Annotated in this window: 16 protein-coding genes; 10 read left to right on the top strand and 6 right to left on the bottom strand. The window is 59.6% G+C overall.

Annotated elements, in window-relative coordinates; translation table 11 throughout:
* Positions 1-2 precede the first annotated feature (2 nt).
* The 3 genes from HBO10_RS15340 to HBO10_RS15330 all read right to left on the bottom strand — a co-directional run bounded on the left by HBO10_RS15340 (position 3) and on the right by HBO10_RS15330 (position 3,845).
* Positions 3-1,718, bottom strand: a complete 1,716-nt coding sequence (locus tag HBO10_RS15340; protein WP_034128629.1) for a proline--tRNA ligase — start codon at positions 1,716-1,718, stop codon at positions 3-5.
* Positions 1,719-1,915: 197 nt separating this feature from the next.
* Positions 1,916-3,448, bottom strand: a complete 1,533-nt coding sequence (locus HBO10_RS15335; RefSeq protein ID WP_034128628.1) for an AmpG family muropeptide MFS transporter — start codon at positions 3,446-3,448, stop codon at positions 1,916-1,918.
* A gap of 43 nt (positions 3,449-3,491) precedes the next feature.
* On the bottom strand, positions 3,492-3,845 hold the full coding sequence (locus HBO10_RS15330) for an MGMT family protein (protein WP_080757732.1): 354 nt from the start codon (positions 3,843-3,845) through the stop codon (positions 3,492-3,494).
* A 155-nt stretch (positions 3,846-4,000) separates the two neighbouring features.
* Here HBO10_RS15330 and HBO10_RS15325 point away from each other — a divergent pair, with 155 nt between their 5' ends.
* The 5 genes from HBO10_RS15325 (at position 4,001) to groL (ending at position 8,624) form a co-directional block, all read left to right on the top strand.
* Positions 4,001-5,008: a DUF481 domain-containing protein gene (locus tag HBO10_RS15325; RefSeq protein WP_034128627.1), complete on the top strand. Its 1,008-nt coding sequence runs from the start codon at positions 4,001-4,003 to the stop codon at positions 5,006-5,008.
* 102 nt (positions 5,009-5,110) lie between these two features.
* A complete protein-coding gene (locus HBO10_RS15320; RefSeq protein ID WP_034128626.1) occupies positions 5,111-5,842 on the top strand; it encodes a HugZ family protein in 732 nt (243 codons plus the stop codon).
* Between the two features lie 66 nt (positions 5,843-5,908).
* Positions 5,909-6,385, top strand: a complete 477-nt coding sequence (locus tag HBO10_RS15315; RefSeq protein WP_034128625.1) for an FxsA family protein — start codon at positions 5,909-5,911, stop codon at positions 6,383-6,385.
* Positions 6,386-6,630: 245 nt separating this feature from the next.
* Positions 6,631-6,927 (top strand): co-chaperone GroES, encoded by a 297-nt coding sequence (locus HBO10_RS15310; RefSeq protein ID WP_017846112.1) that lies wholly within the window; start codon positions 6,631-6,633, stop codon positions 6,925-6,927.
* A 50-nt stretch (positions 6,928-6,977) separates the two neighbouring features.
* On the top strand, positions 6,978-8,624 hold the full coding sequence (gene groL / locus HBO10_RS15305) for a chaperonin GroEL (protein WP_034128624.1): 1,647 nt from the start codon (positions 6,978-6,980) through the stop codon (positions 8,622-8,624).
* Between the two features lie 175 nt (positions 8,625-8,799).
* Here groL and HBO10_RS15300 read toward each other — a convergent pair whose 3' ends face one another.
* A complete protein-coding gene (locus HBO10_RS15300) occupies positions 8,800-9,513 on the bottom strand; it encodes a phosphatase PAP2 family protein (RefSeq protein ID WP_034128623.1) in 714 nt (237 codons plus the stop codon).
* Between the two features lie 49 nt (positions 9,514-9,562).
* Complete coding sequence (locus HBO10_RS15295; RefSeq protein WP_034128622.1) at positions 9,563-11,512, bottom strand: LTA synthase family protein; 1,950 nt, start codon at positions 11,510-11,512, stop codon at positions 9,563-9,565.
* A gap of 201 nt (positions 11,513-11,713) precedes the next feature.
* Between HBO10_RS15295 and colR the strand changes: the two genes are divergently transcribed.
* The 5 genes from colR to HBO10_RS15270 all read left to right on the top strand — a co-directional run bounded on the left by colR (position 11,714) and on the right by HBO10_RS15270 (position 15,484).
* Entirely contained in the window at positions 11,714-12,397 is a 684-nt protein-coding gene (gene colR, locus HBO10_RS15290; protein WP_003208587.1) for a two-component system response regulator ColR, read from the top strand.
* Positions 12,387-13,667, top strand: coding sequence for a HAMP domain-containing sensor histidine kinase (locus tag HBO10_RS15285; RefSeq protein ID WP_034128621.1), 1,281 nt, complete (start codon positions 12,387-12,389; stop codon positions 13,665-13,667). Before colR ends, HBO10_RS15285 begins: the two co-directional genes overlap by 11 nt.
* A gap of 188 nt (positions 13,668-13,855) precedes the next feature.
* A complete protein-coding gene (locus tag HBO10_RS15280) occupies positions 13,856-14,536 on the top strand; it encodes a class I SAM-dependent methyltransferase (protein WP_034128620.1) in 681 nt (226 codons plus the stop codon).
* Positions 14,537-14,540: 4 nt separating this feature from the next.
* Positions 14,541-15,260 carry a lipopolysaccharide kinase InaA family protein gene (locus HBO10_RS15275; protein ID WP_019817333.1) on the top strand — a complete coding sequence of 240 codons (720 nt, stop codon included), beginning with the start codon at positions 14,541-14,543 and terminating at the stop codon, positions 15,258-15,260.
* Positions 15,257-15,484, top strand: coding sequence for a hypothetical protein (locus HBO10_RS15270; RefSeq protein ID WP_003193932.1), 228 nt, complete (start codon positions 15,257-15,259; stop codon positions 15,482-15,484). The genes HBO10_RS15275 and HBO10_RS15270 overlap by 4 nt, the downstream gene beginning before the upstream one ends.
* A 271-nt stretch (positions 15,485-15,755) precedes the next feature.
* On the opposite strand, the gene HBO10_RS15265 is transcribed toward HBO10_RS15270, so the two are convergent.
* On the bottom strand, positions 15,756-16,853 hold the full coding sequence (locus HBO10_RS15265; protein ID WP_034128709.1) for a DUF1513 domain-containing protein: 1,098 nt from the start codon (positions 16,851-16,853) through the stop codon (positions 15,756-15,758).
* Between the last annotated feature and the right edge of the window lie 2 nt (positions 16,854-16,855).

The following is a 16,855-nucleotide window of genomic DNA, read 5'->3' as shown; positions in this document are numbered from 1 at the left end:
TTTCAGCGACGAATACGCGCCTGGAGGAAAGACAGCACGTCAGCCACCGGCAACGGTTGGGCTTCGGCTTCGGTCCGGCTCTTGTATTCCAGATTGCCATCCGCCAGGCCGCGGTCACTGACCACGATCCGGTGCGGGATGCCAATCAGTTCCATGTCGGCGAACTTGATGCCCGGGCTGGTTTTCTTGTCCCGATCATCGAGCAGCACTTCGAAACCGGCAGCGGTGAGTTCCGCGTACAGTTTGTCGGTGGCTTCGCGTACTTGCTCGGTTTCATAGCGCAATGGCACCAGGGCTACCTGGAACGGCGCCAGCGCGTCACTCCAGATGATGCCTTTCTCGTCGTTGTTCTGCTCAATGGCAGCGGCAACCACGCGGGATACGCCAATGCCGTAGCAGCCCATGTCCAGGGTGATCGGCTTGCCGTTCTCACCCAGTACTTCGCACTTCATCGCCTTGCTGTACTTGTTGCCCAGCTGGAAGATGTGCCCGACTTCGATGCCGCGCTTGATCTCCAGGGTGCCCTTGCCATCCGGGCTCGGGTCGCCGGCCACGACGTTGCGCAGGTCGGCCACGGTCGGAACCGGCAGGTCACGCTCCCAGTTCACGCCGAAGTAGTGCTTGTCGTCGATGTTCGCGCCGATACCGAAGTCGCTCATCAGCTCGACCGAACGGTCGATGATGATCGGCAGCGGCAGGTTCAGCGGGCCCAGGGAGCCGGCACCGGCGCCAATGGCGTCGCGCAGTTCGGCATCGGTGGCCATGACCAGCGGGCTTGCCACGCCAGGTTGCTGGGCGGCCTTGATTTCGTTGAGCTCGTGGTCGCCACGGATCACCAGGGCGATCAGCTTGCCTTCTTCTTCGGCGCGCACGATCAGGGTCTTGATGGTCTTTTCAATCGGCAGATTGAATTTCTCCACCAGGGCCGCGATGGTCTTGGTGTCTGGCGTGTCGACCAGGCGCAGCTCCTCGGTGGGAGCAGGGCGCGAGGTTTCACGTGGTATGGCTTCGGCCTTCTCGATGTTCGCCGCGTAGTCGGAACCGTTGCTGAACACGATATCGTCTTCGCCGGACTCGGCCAGCACGTGGAATTCGTGGGAGCCGGCACCGCCGATGGAGCCGTTGTCCGCTTCAACCGGGCGGAACTTCAGGCCCAGGCGCGTGAACACGTTGCAGTAGGCCTGGTGCATGCGGTCGTAGGTCGCTTGCAGGGAAGCCTGGTCGGCGTGGAACGAATAGGCGTCCTTCATGATGAACTCGCGGCCACGCATCAGGCCGAAGCGTGGGCGGATCTCGTCACGAAACTTGGTCTGGATCTGATACAGGTTGAGCGGCAACTGCTTATAGCTGCTCAGCTCGTTGCGCATCAGGTCGGTGATGACTTCTTCGTGGGTCGGGCCGGCGCAGAAATCGCGGCCATGACGGTCTTTAAAGCGCAGCAACTCAGGGCCGTACTCTTCCCAGCGCCCGGATTCCTGCCACAACTCAGCCGGTTGGGTGCTCGGCATCAACACTTCCAGAGAGCCGGCCGCGTTCATTTCTTCACGAACGATGGCTTCGACCTTGCGCATCACCTTCAAGCCCATGGGCAACCAGGTGTACAGGCCCGAGGCCAGTTTGCGGATCATACCGGCGCGCAGCATCAGCTGATGGCTGATCACAACCGCGTCGGAAGGCGTTTCTTTCTGTGTGGCGAGCAAATATTGACTGGTACGCATGGTAGGCCGTTGTCGGTTGCTTGGACTTGAAATGACTTGGGATTGTACGGGCGCTTGTCGCCGGAGTACAGGCGTGAGGTAGCTGGGTGTATCTGTCGTAACCGTCGCTTGTGTGTGAGCTGGCTTGCCTGCGATAGCGATGGTGAACCCAACGCCGCTATCGCAGGCAAGCCAGCTCCCACATTGACCGAGTCGTATCAGTCTTCCGGCGGGGGATTCAGTCGGGCGCGGCGGTTCTCCTGGAACCAGTGCAGCGCAATCAGGAGCAGCGTCGGCACACCCAGCAGGCAGGTGATCATAAAGAAGTTGTGATAACCGAACTTCTCCACCATCACCCCTGAATAGCCGCCGATCAAACGCGGCAGCAACAGCATGATCGAACTGAGCAGCGCATATTGGGTGGCGGAGAACTTGAGGTTGGTGAGGCTCGACAGGTACGCCACGAACGCCGAAGTGGCCATGCCCGAACTGAAGTTGTCCAGGGAGATGGTGACGATCAACATCTGCAGGTCGGGGCCCATGTCGGCGAGCATCACGAACAGCAGGTTGGTACCGGCCGAGGCCACGCCGCCGATGAACAGGATCGGCAGTATCCCGAACCGCACGATCAACAGGCCGCCCATGCCGGCGCCGAGCAGGGTCATGATCAGGCCGAAGATCTTGCTCACCCCGGCGATCTGGTCCTTGGTGAAACCCTGGTCGATATAGAACACGTTGGCCATGACGCCCATCACCGTGTCGGACATGCGATAGGTGGCAATCAGCCCGAGCAGCAGCAGCGCCTGCCAACGGTAGCGCAGGATAAAGTCGTTGACCGGCGTGAGCACGGGCGCCAGGCCCCGGCGGCCCATGGCTGAAAGGCACAGGGTAGTGAGGATGATATAGAGGATGGCGCGCAGGAACGCGCGGTCTTCCATCAGCAGTTCCCACAAGCTCACGCCCTGGAACAGCACGCTGGCGAAGTCGGTGTTGTACAACTGGGTGAACATCGCCGGCACCGAGACCAACAGCACGATCAGTACAAACACCGACACCAACTGGTGCATGAAACTGTAGCGTCCGGCCTGCAACTGGGTGCGCAGTGGCACATCAGGTTCACGCATGAGGAAGGTGGTGAGCAGCGCCGGCACCATCAACACCCCGAACAACACATAGGTGCCGGTCCAGGCCGAGTGTTTATAGTTGAAGCCAGTGGAGCCAAAGCCTTCGGCAAAGAACAGCGCACCGGCCGTGGCCAGCAGGGCGGCGATGCGATAACCGGACATGTAGCTTGCAGCCAGGGCGGCCTGACGGCTGTCGTCGGCGATTTCCAGGCGGTAGGCATCCACGGCGATGTCTTGCGTGGCCGACGCGAAGGCGACGACCACCGCAATGGCGATCAACCAGGACAGGTGTTTTTGCGGGTCACAAAAGCCCATGCCGATCAATCCGAGGATCACCAGCGATTGGGCCAGCACCAGCCAGGAGCGACGACGCCCCAGTTTGCCAAGCAACGGCAGGCGCCATTGGTCGAGCAGCGGCGACCAGACCCATTTGAAGGCGTAGGCCAGGCCGATCAGGCTCGCATAGCCAATGGTCTCGCGAGCCACACCGGCTTCACGCAGCCACACTGAAAGCGTCGAGAACACCAACATGTAAGGCATGCCGGCGGCGAAACCGAGCAACAACAGCACTAACGTCGAAGGGCTGGCATAGGCGGCGAGCGCGGCGCGCCAGGTTTTACGGGGCATGGGCTGGAGTCTGCCTCAGATTTGCGGAAACAAAGCGCGCACTCTAACCGCTGTGCTCTACCGGGCGCCAGCCATGACGCTGAATATCAACACGATTGTTCAGGATGGTGACGCCTTCGCTACGTAAACGCGCACGTTGTTCGTCACCCGAGGCGCTGCCCACCGGCAAACTTATCCGACCACCGGCAGCCAGCACCCGATGCCAGGGCAACCGCGTGTCTTTCGGCAACTGGCTCAGGGTGCGCCCGACCCAGCGGGCAGCCCGCCCCAAACCGGCCAGGTGGGCCAGCTCGCCGTAACTCACCACGCAGCCTTCGGGCACCTGCGACAACGTCAGGTAGAGTGCGGTGCGGCGCATCTCGGCGGGGCTTTGTGGCGTATCGGCGGGTAGGATCACTGTGGGTATATCCGTTGAGATCGTCGTTGTTTTGTCAGAAACGTCTGTAAACATGACGATGAGTATTGAACTCAATATAAATCCTTGAGTCAGTTCTAGCCATGTAACACTATAACGCCCCTTATTTTCGCCAACCCCGAGTCCCGTACTTGCTTATGTTGTCCAGAACCCTGTTGTGCCTTGCTGTTTTCAGTGCTTCCACGCCCTTGCTCGCCGATACCGTCTGGTTGAAAAACGGTGACCGGCTCACCGGCAAGATCAAAGTCTTCGACGGTGGCAAGTTGCTGATCCAAACCGACTACGCAGGCTCCATTCCGGTGGACTGGAAACAGGTCAAAACCCTGGAAAGTGACCAGGAGCTGCTGGTCAAGCAGGACGCCTACAGCGGTGAAAAGGCCAAATCCTTGCAGGCATCGGATGATGGCAAGGTGGTGCTGGCCAATGGCGAGGCGCCCAAGACGGTGGAACTGGCCAGTATCCAACAGATCATGAAGCCCAAGCCCGTGATCGAAGACCTGGTGTGGAAGGGTAACGTCGACCTGGCGCTGGACTACAAGCGCGCGGACAAAGACACCAACGACTACGACATCGACTTCAAGACCTCGGCCCGTCACGGCCAGTGGCGTCATACGGGCAAGGGCGAATACAACCGCGAGTTCCAGGACGACGTCACCACCACCGACAACTGGGCCCTGGAATACGACCTGGACCGCTTTATCACCGAGCACTGGTTCTGGCAGGGGCGCCTGACCTACAAGCGCGACAAGGTCGAGGACCTGGCGCGCCAGCGCACCGTGGGTACCGGCCCGGGCTACCAGTTCTGGGATGATGAGTTGGGCGCGTTCTCCCTCGGTTCGCTGGTCAACCGCACCGATTACGAATATGCCGACGGCGGCAAGGACAACTTTTACTCTCTGGCCATGAAGTGGAACTACAACCGCTACCTGGTGGGCAAGACCGTGGAGTTCTTCACCAACGGCGAATTGGGCAAGCCTCTGGACGGTCCGGCCGATTACTCCCTGGATGCCGAGATGGGCCTGCGCTACAAAGTCACCGAATGGGCGTCCCTCAACCTCAAGGCCGAGCGTGACGTCATCAGCGGCGACTCCGACAGCAGCTTGAGCAAGACCCGCTACACCGCAGGCTTCGGCGTGGCCTGGTAAACCGGCGTCGGCCACTCTGGCAACCTGCGCAGATATTGATTACCTTGTGTTGAGATCCATTCCCATATGCCATGGGCCGCGGAACACCCGAGGAGTCATCTATTGAGCACGCAGGTTGCCAAGAACGCCCGAGAGCTGTTGCTCAAGGAATACCGTGGGGCGCTCGCCACACAGTCCAAAGCCATGCCCGGCTTTCCCTTTGGCTCGGTGGTGCCCTACTGCCTGGACGAGCAGGGCCGCCCGCTGATCCTGATCAGCCGCATTGCCCAGCACACCCATAACCTGCAAAAAGATCCCAAGTGTTCGCTGTTGGTGGGTGAGCGTGAGGCCGATGATGTGCAAGCCGTGGGGCGCCTGACCTACCTGGCCGAAGCCGAGAAGCTGGAAGACCCCGCCGCCATCGAAGCTGCGGCCGAGCGCTACTACCGCTACTTCCCTGATTCGGCCAACTACCACAAGGCCCACGATTTCGATTTCTGGGTGCTCAAGCCGGTGCGCCACCGTTATATCGGTGGGTTTGGCGCGATCCATTGGGTCGACCAGTTGACCTTGACCAACCCGTTTGCGGGCAAGGCCGAGCGCAGCATGATCGAGCACATGAACAGTGATCACACCAAGGCCATCGCCCATTACGTCGACCTCGGCGGTTTGCCGACCAGCGAGCCAGCACAGCTGGCCGGCATCGACAGCGAAGGCATGCACTTGCGTATCGGCCAATCCCTGCACTGGTTGCCTTTCGAGACGCCTTGCAACACACCGACACAAGTACGCGAAGCCCTGGTTTCATTGGCTCACGCCGAGGTGTGGCCGAAAAAAACCACGGTTGACGCTTGAATTTACACAACGGCGACGTCATCTAAGGTGGACTGGCAAGGCATTCTTGCGTTGAGGAACCATTTGATGCGCCCTTTTTTATTGCTCTTTCTGCTGTTCCCGGTGCTGGAGCTGTTCGTATTCGTTAAAGTCAGCGGTGCGATCGGGTTTTTCCCGGCGCTGTTGCTGATCATCGTAGGCTCCATGCTCGGCGTCCTGGTGCTGCGTGTCGCCGGCCTGGCGACCGCGCTGCGTGCCCGTGAAAGCCTGAACCGCGGCGAACTGCCGGCCCAGACCATGCTTGAGGGCCTGATGATGGCCCTGGCCGGTGGCCTGCTGATCCTGCCGGGTTTTATCAGCGACGTGCTCGGCCTGGTGCTGTTGCTGCCGTTCACCCGCAAGCTGCTGGCCGGCAAAATGCGCCAGCGTGCTGAAGAGGCGGCGATGCGCCAGCGTGCGTTCGCCGACGACCTGCAACCCCGTGGTGGCCCGGCTCCGCGCCAACCCCTGGGGCGTGAAGGTGATGTGATCGAAGGCGAATTCGAACACCGCGACAACAAATAACCGCTTCACCGGCACGGCACCTTCGGGTGCCGTGTTGCATTTACCCTTGAGCCGACACAAAAAATTTCATCCCCGGCCCCTTGTAATAAGCCTAGGCGCCCTTATGTAACGGTCACCGCAAGGTTTCTGGTGGTGACACTAGACAGACTTCCGCGTCTCGCCCAGCGAGCCGCGACCGGCACCGCCGGAATTTAACCCGCCGGATTGAACCGGCCGATGAAAAACACAATTAGGAGAGATCGACAATGAGCAAGCTTCGTCCTCTGCACGACCGCGTCGTCATCCGTCGCAGCGAAGAAGAAAAGAAAACCGCTGGCGGGATCGTTCTGCCAGGTTCGGCTGCTGAAAAAGCCAACCACGGTGTGATCGTCGCTGCTGGCCCAGGCAAGACCCTGGAAAACGGTGAAGTACGTGCGCTGGCCGTGAAAGTGGGTGACAAGGTTGTTTTCGGCCCTTACTCCGGCAGCAACACTGTGAAAGTCGACGGCGAAGACCTGCTGGTAATGGCTGAGAACGAAATTCTCGCTGTACTGGAAGGCTGATTTCCCCGCTCATTTTCCCGTTACTACAAAGTATTTAAGGAATATCGATCATGGCTGCTAAAGAAGTTAAATTCGGCGACTCCGCCCGCAAGAAAATGCTCACTGGCGTCAACGTACTGGCTGACGCAGTAAAAGCGACCCTGGGCCCGAAAGGCCGTAACGTGATCATCGAGAAGAGCTTCGGCGCTCCGACCATCACCAAGGACGGCGTTTCCGTAGCCAAAGAGATCGAACTGGAAGACCGTTTCGAAAACATGGGCGCGCAGCTGGTCAAAGACGTTGCCTCCCGTGCCAACGATGACGCAGGTGACGGTACTACCACCGCAACCGTACTGGCTCAGTCGATCGTCAACGAAGGCCTGAAGGCCGTTGCTGCCGGCATGAACCCGATGGACCTCAAGCGCGGCATCGACAAGGCGACCATCGCCATCGTCAAAGAGCTGAAGAACCTGTCCAAGCCATGCGCCGACACCAAGGCCATCGCTCAGGTAGGCACCATCTCTGCCAACTCCGACAGCTCCATCGGCGACATCATTGCCGAAGCCATGGAAAAAGTCGGTAAAGAAGGCGTGATCACCGTTGAAGAAGGCTCGGGCCTGGAAAACGAACTGTCGGTTGTAGAAGGCATGCAGTTCGACCGTGGCTACCTGTCCCCGTACTTCGTCAACAAGCCGGACACCATGGTTGCCGAGCTGGACAGCCCGCTGATCCTGCTGGTCGACAAAAAGATCTCCAACATCCGCGAAATGCTGCCAGTGCTGGAAGCCGTTGCCAAAGCCGGCCGCCCACTGCTGATCGTGGCTGAAGACGTTGAAGGCGAAGCCCTGGCGACTCTGGTTGTGAACAACATGCGTGGCATCGTCAAGGTTGCAGCCGTCAAGGCTCCAGGCTTCGGCGACCGTCGCAAGGCCATGCTGCAGGACATCGCCGTTCTGACCGGCGGTACCGTTATCTCCGAAGAGATCGGCCTGAGCCTGGAAAGCGCCACCCTGGAAAACCTGGGTAGTGCCAAGCGCGTGACCCTGTCCAAGGAAAACACCATCATCGTTGACGGTGCTGGCGTTGAAGGCGACATCGAGTCCCGTATCGCTCAGATCCGTGCCCAGGTTGCCGAGACTTCCTCGGACTACGACCGTGAAAAACTGCAAGAGCGCCTGGCCAAGCTGTCTGGCGGTGTAGCAGTGATCAAGGTTGGCGCTGGCTCCGAAGTTGAAATGAAAGAGAAGAAGGCCCGCGTTGAAGACGCCCTGCACGCAACCCGTGCAGCCGTTGAAGAAGGCGTGGTACCTGGCGGTGGCGTTGCGCTGATCCGTGCTCTGGAAGCCCTGACTGACCTGACCGGCGACAACGCTGACCAGAACGTTGGTATCGCTGTACTGCGCCGTGCCGTTGAAGCACCGCTGCGCCAGATCGCTGCCAACTCCGGCGACGAGCCAAGCGTTGTGGTCAACGAAGTCAAGAACGGCAAAGGTAACTACGGTTACAACGCTGCGACTGGCGTGTACGGCGACATGATCGAAATGGGCATCCTGGATCCAACCAAGGTGACTCGTTCCGCGCTGCAAGCAGCATCCTCCATCGGCGGTCTGATCCTGACCACCGAAGCTGCGATCGCTGAAGCACCGAAGAAAGAAGGCTCGGCTGGCGGCGGTATGCCAGACATGGGCGGCATGGGTGGCATGGGCGGCATGATGTAAGCCAGCCTTACCCTGCACAATAAAAAGCCCCGCCTGCAGTGATGCAGGCGGGGCTTTTTTATGCACGGCTTGCCTTCCTCTGTAGGAGCGAGCTTGCTCGCGAAAAACGTCAACGGTAAAGCGTGCTTGCTGAGTAAACGCGGCGCCTGTGCGTTTTTCGCGAGCAAGCTCGCTCCTACAGGAGAATGCGATTAGGCCGGTACAGCAACAAGCAATACAGCCCGAGGCAGATCAGCCAGCAAAAGATCGCTGTCCACACATTGTGGGAAAAGAAATGCGCCCCTTGCAGCATACGGCTGACTGAAAACACGCTGCCCAGGCTGACGGCAAAGATGAACGCATATCGGGCCAGCCGCGGCCGTCGATCCCGCAAGGCAAAGAACCAGGCGAACAAGGCGAACCCGGTGGCGGCATGTCCGCCGGGCCAGCAACGGCCGGGTTTATCGGTAGGTGGGCGCGGGCTGAGCAGTTCACTGTAGGTTTCCTGGCCGCCGAACTCCTTGAGGCTCCAGGGGCATTGCACGGCGGTGATGGTTTTCAATGGCGACACGAACGCCGTCGCCATTCCCAGCGACAGCACCAGGCACACCAGTTCACGGCGGTACGGTTTGAGTCGCTGCAGGATGAAGCTGCCGACCAGGCCCAGAATCGCCAGCACCGAAAACAGGATCACCAGTTGCTTGGCACGGTCATGCAGGATGTCTTCAAGGAAGAAGCTATAGCGGCCAATGAAGCCGCCAGCCTCTGCACTGTAGAAAAGCCTGGCCAGGTCCATGTCCAGTGACGTCAGCTCCAGCAACAGCAAGGCCACTGCAGCGCTGGCAGGCAGGCCCAGGCACAGCCAAAAATCAAGCGGTTTGGAAACCGGTAAAGAGGAGGGGGATTTCATCTTGAACCTTGGTAAAAAAGCCCGCGCTCACCTGCGCGGGGCTTTTTGATTAGCGTTTGCTTAAGACTGGTGCCTCTTCCTTGGGCGCTTTCCAGCTCAGCAGTTGCTGTTTGTAGTCATAACTGGCGGCCTGGTAGTAGGTGATCGCCCGTTGAATCAAGGGGTCATCGCTACCAACGCGCAGCTCCTGGCTCTCGCCCAGGGCCTGGTCGTGGCGACGCAAGCCTTGGCGCGGGCTGAGGATTGCCAGGTCCTTGCCATCAAACAGACCCAGGTGCTGGTAATTGCCCACCACCACCCGTGGAGGTAATGGGTTGTCTTGCAGCAGGTTGCGGCCAAAGAATGTCGATTCGTAGCTCAGGTTGAGCAGGCCCAACAAGGTTGGCGCCAGGTCGATCTGGCTGGACAGTTGGGCGGATTCCCGTGCGTCGATCAGCTTGGGCGCGTAGATAAACAGCGGGATCTGGTAGTTGGTGATAGGCAAGTCTTCCTTGCCCGCGCTGCCGGCGGTGTGGTCGGCAACGAACACGAAGATCGTGTTATCGAACCACGGCTTCTGGCGCGCTGCCTCAAGGAACTGGCCGATGGCGTAGTCGGTGTATTTCACCGCGCCGTCGCGACCCTTGCCGGATTTGATGTCGATGCGCCCGTCCGGGTAGGTATAAGGACGGTGGTTGGAGGTGGTCATCAGTTGCAGCAGGAACGGCTGTTGCTTGGCGTAGTCGGCGTCGGCCAGTTTCAAGGTCTGTTTGAACAGGTCTTCGTCGGCCATGCCCCAGGCGTTTTTGAACGAGATTTCCGACTCTGGCACGCTGCTCTGGTCCACCACCCGATAGCCGTTGCCGCTGAAGAACGCGTTCATATTGTCGAAGTAACCGCGCCCGCCATAGACAAACACGCTGTCATAACCGATGGCCGAGAGCTGTTGCCCCAGGCTGGCGAACCCGCTTTCGCGGCCGATGCGCTTGACGATCGAACGCCCCGGCGTCGGCGGGACTGCCAGGGTAATGGCTTCCAGGCCGCGGTCGGTGCGCGTACCGGTGGCGTAGAAGTTATTGAAGTACAGGCTCTGTTGGCGCAACGCATCCAGATTGGGCGTGAGGTTGCGCGCATCGCCATTACTGCCCATGTACTTGGCGCTGAAGCTCTCGATGGTCACCAGTACGATGTTGGGCTTGCGCAGTGTGCCGGGGTTGGTGATGGCACGGCGAATGTCCAGCGGGTCCTGGTCGAGAAAGCGGGCGTTGGGTTCACTCAGTTCGGCGCGCAACTGCTTGGCGACGACGTCGGTCGGCAGGCTTTTGTAAAACTGGGTGTAGTCCAGTTCGTTGTTACGGAACGCGGCAAAGAACTGATAGGGGCCATTGCTGGCCAATTCGTTGTTGTACGCGTTGCCGCCTTGGGTGCGCGGGCTGTCCTGGCTGACCAGTTGCAGGCTGAGGCCGGCGAGCACCAGCAGGCCCAGGGCGTTGATCACACGGCCACGCAATGGAGGCAATGGCGCTGCCATCGCGGCATTGAAGGGTTTGCGCAGAGCCACGCTCAGAATCAACGCCAGCATTGCCAGCAGGCTCAGCAGCTTGCCGATCGGATAAGACTCCAGCAGGTTGTTCAGTACCTCATCGGAGTACACCAGGTAATCGACAGCGATAAAGTTGAAGCGCACGCCAAACTCATCCCAGAACAACCATTCGGCTACAGAGGTGAACAGCATGGCGAACAGGCTGACGGTCAGCACCGCTTGCAGGAACCAGCGATGGCCACGGCGGCGCCATAGGGCGGGTGGGCAGAGCAGCAAATACAGGCCAAGCGGCAAGGCTGCATAGGCGAGGAAGGCCAGGTCGTAGAGCACACCTACGCCAAACACCGGCAGCAGGTTGCCGCCGACTTCATCCAGGTGAGTGATGAGCAGCACACTGCGGGTGAGCAGGAAAACCACTAACCAAGCCCCGGTGATCAACAGCAAATAACGCATTGGCGCGGTTTTGAAAAAACCCATGTCTATGTTCCTTAGATCAATGGGGGGCGATCTTCTTCCTGAGGCTGTAGTCAGTTTGTGAAGCTATAGTGAAAAACTTGTTTGGCTCTAAAAACAGTTGAAAAGCTTTATCGGCGGGGCTCTGCGCTCTATCCCTGAGCCCCGCTTGGCCTTAAGCTGCGCGAGCCAACACGGCCGTTACCGCGTACGGAGACACTGCCCATGCGAATTCTATTGGTTGAAGACAACCGCGATATCCTCGCCAACCTGGCCGATTACCTGGGGCTCAAAGGCTACACAGTGGACTGTGCGCAGGACGGTTTGTCGGGCCTGCACCTGGCAGCCACCGAGCATTACGACCTGATCGTGCTCGACATCATGTTGCCCGGCATCGATGGCTACACCCTGTGCAAACGCCTGCGCGAAGACGCGCGCCGCGACACGCCGGTGATCATGCTTACCGCTCGCGACCAACTGGACGACCGGCTGCAGGGCTTCAAGTCCGGCGCCGATGACTACCTGCTCAAACCCTTCGCCTTGTCGGAACTGGCTGCGCGTATCGAAGCGGTGTTGCGCCGTGCCCAGGGTGGCGGGCGTCGTGCCCTGCAAGTGGGTGACCTGAACTACGACCTCGATACGCTGGAAGTCACCCGCGAAGGGCGCTTGCTCAAGCTCAACCCCGTGGGCCTGAAACTGCTCGCCGTGCTGATGCAAAAAAGCCCGCACGTTCTGCGCCGGGAAATTCTCGAAGAAGCCCTGTGGGGCGACGACTGCCCGGACAGCGACAGCCTGCGCAGCCACGTTCATCAATTGCGCCAAGTGATCGACAAGCCCTTCGCCAAACCGCTACTGCAAACGGTGCACGGTGTGGGTTATCGCCTGGCCGAGGGTCGTGATGGAGTTTAAGCAAAGCCTTGCCCAACGCATCATCATCGCCTTCGCCTTGATGAGTGCGTTGGTGGCGGGGGCCTTCGCCATCGGCATCATCGCGACGGTGCACCTGGTGGAGGAGAAGTTGATCTCGGCTGGCCTGGGCGGTGACCTGCAGCGCCTGTTGCTGATGGACAGCGTTGAAGACTGGAGCCACCGGCCAGAGCCGGACCAGCTGTTCTATTTCAGCGGCGGGCGTGGCGATTTTGAACTGCCCAAGGATCTGCGCCATCTGGACCCGGGGTTCCATGAGGTGTTTCGCGAGGCGCTGTCGTACCACGCCATGGTCGAAGTGGTCGACGGCCGGCGTTATGTATTGCTGCAAGACCAGAGCGATTTCGAAGAGCGTGAGCGCGTGCTGTTTGCGGTGGTGCTGGTGGGGTTCGTACTCAGCTTGGCGCTGGCGGCGTTCCTCGGCTGGGTGCTGGCCCGCAAGGTGATGGCGCCGGTGGTGCGCCTGGCCCGCCAGGTCCGTCATCGTGACCAACTGTTGGGCCTGGCACCGCCCCTGGCGCCGGATTACGCCGCCGATGAAGTGGGCGAACTGGCGGTAGCGTTCGACGCCACCCTGGGGCGTTTACGCCAGGCGCTGTCACGTGAGCAATTGTTTACCAGCGATGTGAGCCATGAGTTGCGCACGCCCTTGATGGTCCTGGCCAGCTCCTGCGAACTGTTGCGCGAAAACCCGGCCATCGATCAGCGCGGTCGCAATCAGGTAGAACGAATTGCCCGTGCCTGTGAAGAAATGCGCGAGCTGGTGCAAACCTTCCTGATGCTGGCCCGCGCCAAACACGACGACGCTGCCAGTTCGCCCCAAGGCAACCTCACCCAGGTGGCCGAAGACCTGCTCGGTATCTGGCGCGAGCCCATCGAGAAAAAAGGCCTGACGTTGATCTACCTGCCAGGCAACCCCCTGGACACCTGCTACAACACCACCTTCTTGCATGCGGTGATGGGCAACCTGCTGCGCAACGCACTGCATTACACCGAGCAAGGGTTTATCCGCCTGACCCTGGAGCCCAGTGGTTTCACGGTGGAGGACTCCGGTGTCGGCATCCCCGAAGAGAAGCGCGAAGCGATGTTCGAGCCGTTCGTGCGCGGTAGCGAGAAGCGTGGCGAGGGCCTTGGCCTCGGCCTGTCACTGGTGCAGCGGATCTGCGAAAGCCAGGGTTGGAGCGTGAGCCTGAGCACCATGGAGCCTAATGGCTGCCGTTTTCATGTGGAACTCAACCCAGTCAAAACCTGACCCTTCAGTCTGTCGTTTTGCTGATGCAGACTGCGTGCTTTTCGGCGAAGATGGCCCGGTGCTACTGAATGTTTCTGTAAAGTCTTGAAATGTATGCAATTGGACAGGACAAGATTTTCACAACGAGTTGACCTGTTGATCACAGTTCGCTGCTTAAGGTCGTAGGCATCAGTTACTGGAGACGTAAGATGCCTTCCCCGATCAAGCTGGAATTTTCTGACAAGTACGACGATCAACACGCCCAGAAATATTTGCTCAAGCATCAGGACAATCTGGCGCGCCGGTTGTCCCACAAGCGCGACGAGCAGTTGGCGCGCGGTGCGCTGGCCATGGCCGGCGAGCCGGGGCTGGTGTTGGACCTGCCGTGTGGTGCTGGACGTTTCTGGCCGTTACTGGCCGAAAAACCCAACCGTGTGATTATCGGAGCTGACAATTCGGCGTCGATGTTGAAGATCGCCACCGCAGCCCAACCGGCAGAGGTGGTGAAACGGGTACGCCCTTTGCAGACCTCTGCCTTTGATATCGATTTGCCAGATAACTCCGTCGACAGTATTTTTTGCATGCGCTTGATGCACCACATCGGTGAGCCAGAGCACAGGCTGACAATACTGCGCGAGTTTCAACGTGTTACCCGCGACAGCGTGATTATTTCGCTGTGGGTAGACGGCAATTTCAAGGCCTGGAAGCGCAAGCGCAGCGAAGTGCGTCGTCGCAGAAAAGGTGAGCAAGAAGGTTACCAAAACCGGTTTGTGTTACCGGCTGCTACTGTCGAGGCAGAATTCGAGCAGGCCGGTTTCCGTGTTCAGGAATCCCTGGACTTCATACCGCTCTACGCCATGTGGCGAGTGTATGTATTGCGCAAGAGGTAACAGGATGGCAGTTGAGTGCGTAGTAGGCAGTCATGTAGCTCCCGAAGAACGATTTGATTTTTTCTGGCGTCAACAGGGTGAGTGGGTTGAAGAACCCAACCGCCGACGTGGTGGTGAAAGTGGCGTGCAACGGGTCATAAGCCCTAATGGCCGTTTGCTCTATTGCAAGCGCCAGACCGGCCACATTTACCGTAGCTGGCTGCACCCCTTTGGGCGTCCGACCGTGCTGCGTGAACGCGATGCCCTCAAAGGCCTGCGTTTGCTGGATGTGCGTGTGCCGGAACTGGTGTTTTGCGAAGCACGTCGCGACCCGGAGCACCAATGGAAAGCCCTGTTGGTCACCGCGTCCCTGGACGGTTTCGACGAGATTGAAAACTGGTACGCCGCCGGTGGCCGCGAACAGTATGGCGAGGCGGTCCACGAGCGCCTGCTGCAAGAGTTGGCCGGCACCTTGGCCCGTATGCACAAAGGCCGCTGGCAACACGGTTGCCTGTATATCAAGCACATTTTCGTGCGGGTTACCGGTGAGCCTGACGCGGCAACGGTGGAAGTGGCCTTGCTGGACTTTGAGAAATGCCGCCAGCGCCTGACCGCTTATCGGGCCGCGTCCCACGACATGCTGCAATTGCGTCGCCATTCGTCGTGGAATGATACCGACTGGAAAAAACTCAGCTACTTTTACGAGACGGCGTTTGGCAGCGCTATCAAGGGTTTAACCAGATGAAGCTAGAAATAGCACGAGGTTTGTTTCTGGTCGGGGCATTGGGTGTTGCAGCCCTGGCCCTGGCGGTATGGGAACAACCTCGTACACAAGTGTTGAGTGCGGTAGACGGTGGCGGGCAATGCCTGCTGCCACGCATTGCCAAGACGAGTGTGGCGGCCAAGCCCGACCATGAACTGTTGTTATTCATGTTCGGCATGTCTCAAGCGATGAGGCCGCAAAGTTGAAACGATTCAAACCCCCGAGAAGGGCCTTGCGATGCGAGGCCCTTTTTTTACGCCTGATGCTTTAACTGTAGGAGCGAGCTTGCTCGCGAAAAAACCGCAGACGACACGTTCATCCAGGATGGGCGCGTTCATGATCGTTCCCACGCTCTGCGTGGGAATGCCTCTTGAGACGCTCTGCGTCTCGTCCGTTAGCGCCAGTGACGCAGAGCGTCACGGGTTGCATTCCCACGCAGAGCGTGGGAACGATCAGCCATTTTGATGTCGTCGGTCTTTAGACCAGGTGCAGGTGGTTATCCCAGAACCCCGCCGGTAACTCCAGTGGTGTTGCCAGTAACTTTTCCTGGCGGCAATCATAGAAGCGGCAACGGCCCTGACCGGATGTCACCACAAATCCATCCGCCACCGCACCCACCCCCGCACAGTCAGGCAAGGGCCCATCCAGGCGCAGTTCGGCGGTGTCCATGTCCCAGATAAAAAAGCGATTGCCACGAGGTGCCGTCAACGCCACCAGGCGCAGTTCGCTGTGCACCGCCACGCTGGCGGTGTAATGCCCCATCGCCTGCAACTGTTCGTCAGCCACCGGGAACGCCACGAACGGCTGCCCCGGTCGCTTGATCGCCAGCAACTCGGAACGCTCCTGGGACGGGCCCATGAACTGTTGCCCGGTGAGGATGGTGCCATCGCTGGCGATGCCCATGTGCCGCACGCTGTTCATCTGCTGGGCCAGGGTTTCCTTGCTGATCAGGCTGCCGTCACGGCGCATCAGCACCAGGCTCGGCTCCATGGCGTTGAGGTTCATTTCTACCCGGCTTTCGGCTTCGGTGCGAATGCCACCGTTGGCCACGATCAGCGTCTCGCCGTCGGGCATCCACGAGACTTGATGCGGGCCGATGCCGTGAGTGGATATCTCGCCGCTGTGCACCAGCCGCTCACCTTCGAACTTATACACACCCAACAGGCCGCGGCCAGGGTCGGAGGTGTCGTTCTCGGTGGCGTACAGCCAGTCACCGCTCTTGTGGATCACCGCATGGCCATAGAAATGGCGGTTGGCGTTCGAGGTGATGGTTTGCAGCAGCCTGCCATCGCGCAGGTCGATCAGGTAGCTCTCGGTGCCTGGGCGACGGGCGACGAACAACGCAATCGGCAACGTCGGGTGGTTGATGATGTCATGGCAGCGCTGGCTGACCTGAGTGGCAAATACCGGCTTGCCGTCCAGGCGATAGCCGACAGCGTAGTGCTTGCCGTCGGCATCATCGCGGGCCGACAGCAGCAGCGGGCCTTTGTCTTTGTGCTTGAACAGCGTCCAGCCACCCAAGGTGATAGCGCTGAGCAGCACGCTGCCCACCGCCAAAGCCTGTCGCCTGAGCATCA

The sequence above is a fragment of the Pseudomonas sp. WS 5503 genome (assembly GCF_012985385.1).
GTDB classification, from domain to species: domain Bacteria; phylum Pseudomonadota; class Gammaproteobacteria; order Pseudomonadales; family Pseudomonadaceae; genus Aquipseudomonas; species Aquipseudomonas paracarnis.
The sequence above is the reverse complement of the archived record's forward strand: the minus strand, read 5'-3'. Positions and strand labels throughout refer to the sequence as shown.

Bases quoted from the DNA above. Each gene is read 5' to 3' on its own strand.
- HBO10_RS15340 (WP_034128629.1), bottom strand. From the start codon at position 1,718: ATGCGTACCAGTCAATATTTGCTCGCCACACAGAAAGAAACGCCTTCC.
- HBO10_RS15335 (WP_034128628.1), bottom strand. From the start codon at position 3,448: ATGCCCCGTAAAACCTGGCGCGCCGCGCTCGCCGCCTATGCCAGCCCT.
- HBO10_RS15325 (WP_034128627.1), top strand. From the start codon at position 4,001: ATGTTGTCCAGAACCCTGTTGTGCCTTGCTGTTTTCAGTGCTTCCACG.
- HBO10_RS15315 (WP_034128625.1), top strand. From the start codon at position 5,909: ATGCGCCCTTTTTTATTGCTCTTTCTGCTGTTCCCGGTGCTGGAGCTG.
- HBO10_RS15310 (WP_017846112.1), top strand. From the start codon at position 6,631: ATGAGCAAGCTTCGTCCTCTGCACGACCGCGTCGTCATCCGTCGCAGC.
- groL (WP_034128624.1), top strand. From the start codon at position 6,978: ATGGCTGCTAAAGAAGTTAAATTCGGCGACTCCGCCCGCAAGAAAATG.
- HBO10_RS15300 (WP_034128623.1), bottom strand. From the start codon at position 9,513: ATGAAATCCCCCTCCTCTTTACCGGTTTCCAAACCGCTTGATTTTTGG.
- HBO10_RS15295 (WP_034128622.1), bottom strand. From the start codon at position 11,512: ATGGGTTTTTTCAAAACCGCGCCAATGCGTTATTTGCTGTTGATCACC.
- colR (WP_003208587.1), top strand. From the start codon at position 11,714: ATGCGAATTCTATTGGTTGAAGACAACCGCGATATCCTCGCCAACCTG.
- HBO10_RS15285 (WP_034128621.1), top strand. From the start codon at position 12,387: ATGGAGTTTAAGCAAAGCCTTGCCCAACGCATCATCATCGCCTTCGCC.
- HBO10_RS15280 (WP_034128620.1), top strand. From the start codon at position 13,856: ATGCCTTCCCCGATCAAGCTGGAATTTTCTGACAAGTACGACGATCAA.
- HBO10_RS15275 (WP_019817333.1), top strand. From the start codon at position 14,541: ATGGCAGTTGAGTGCGTAGTAGGCAGTCATGTAGCTCCCGAAGAACGA.
- HBO10_RS15270 (WP_003193932.1), top strand. From the start codon at position 15,257: ATGAAGCTAGAAATAGCACGAGGTTTGTTTCTGGTCGGGGCATTGGGT.
- HBO10_RS15265 (WP_034128709.1), bottom strand. From the start codon at position 16,853: ATGCTCAGGCGACAGGCTTTGGCGGTGGGCAGCGTGCTGCTCAGCGCT.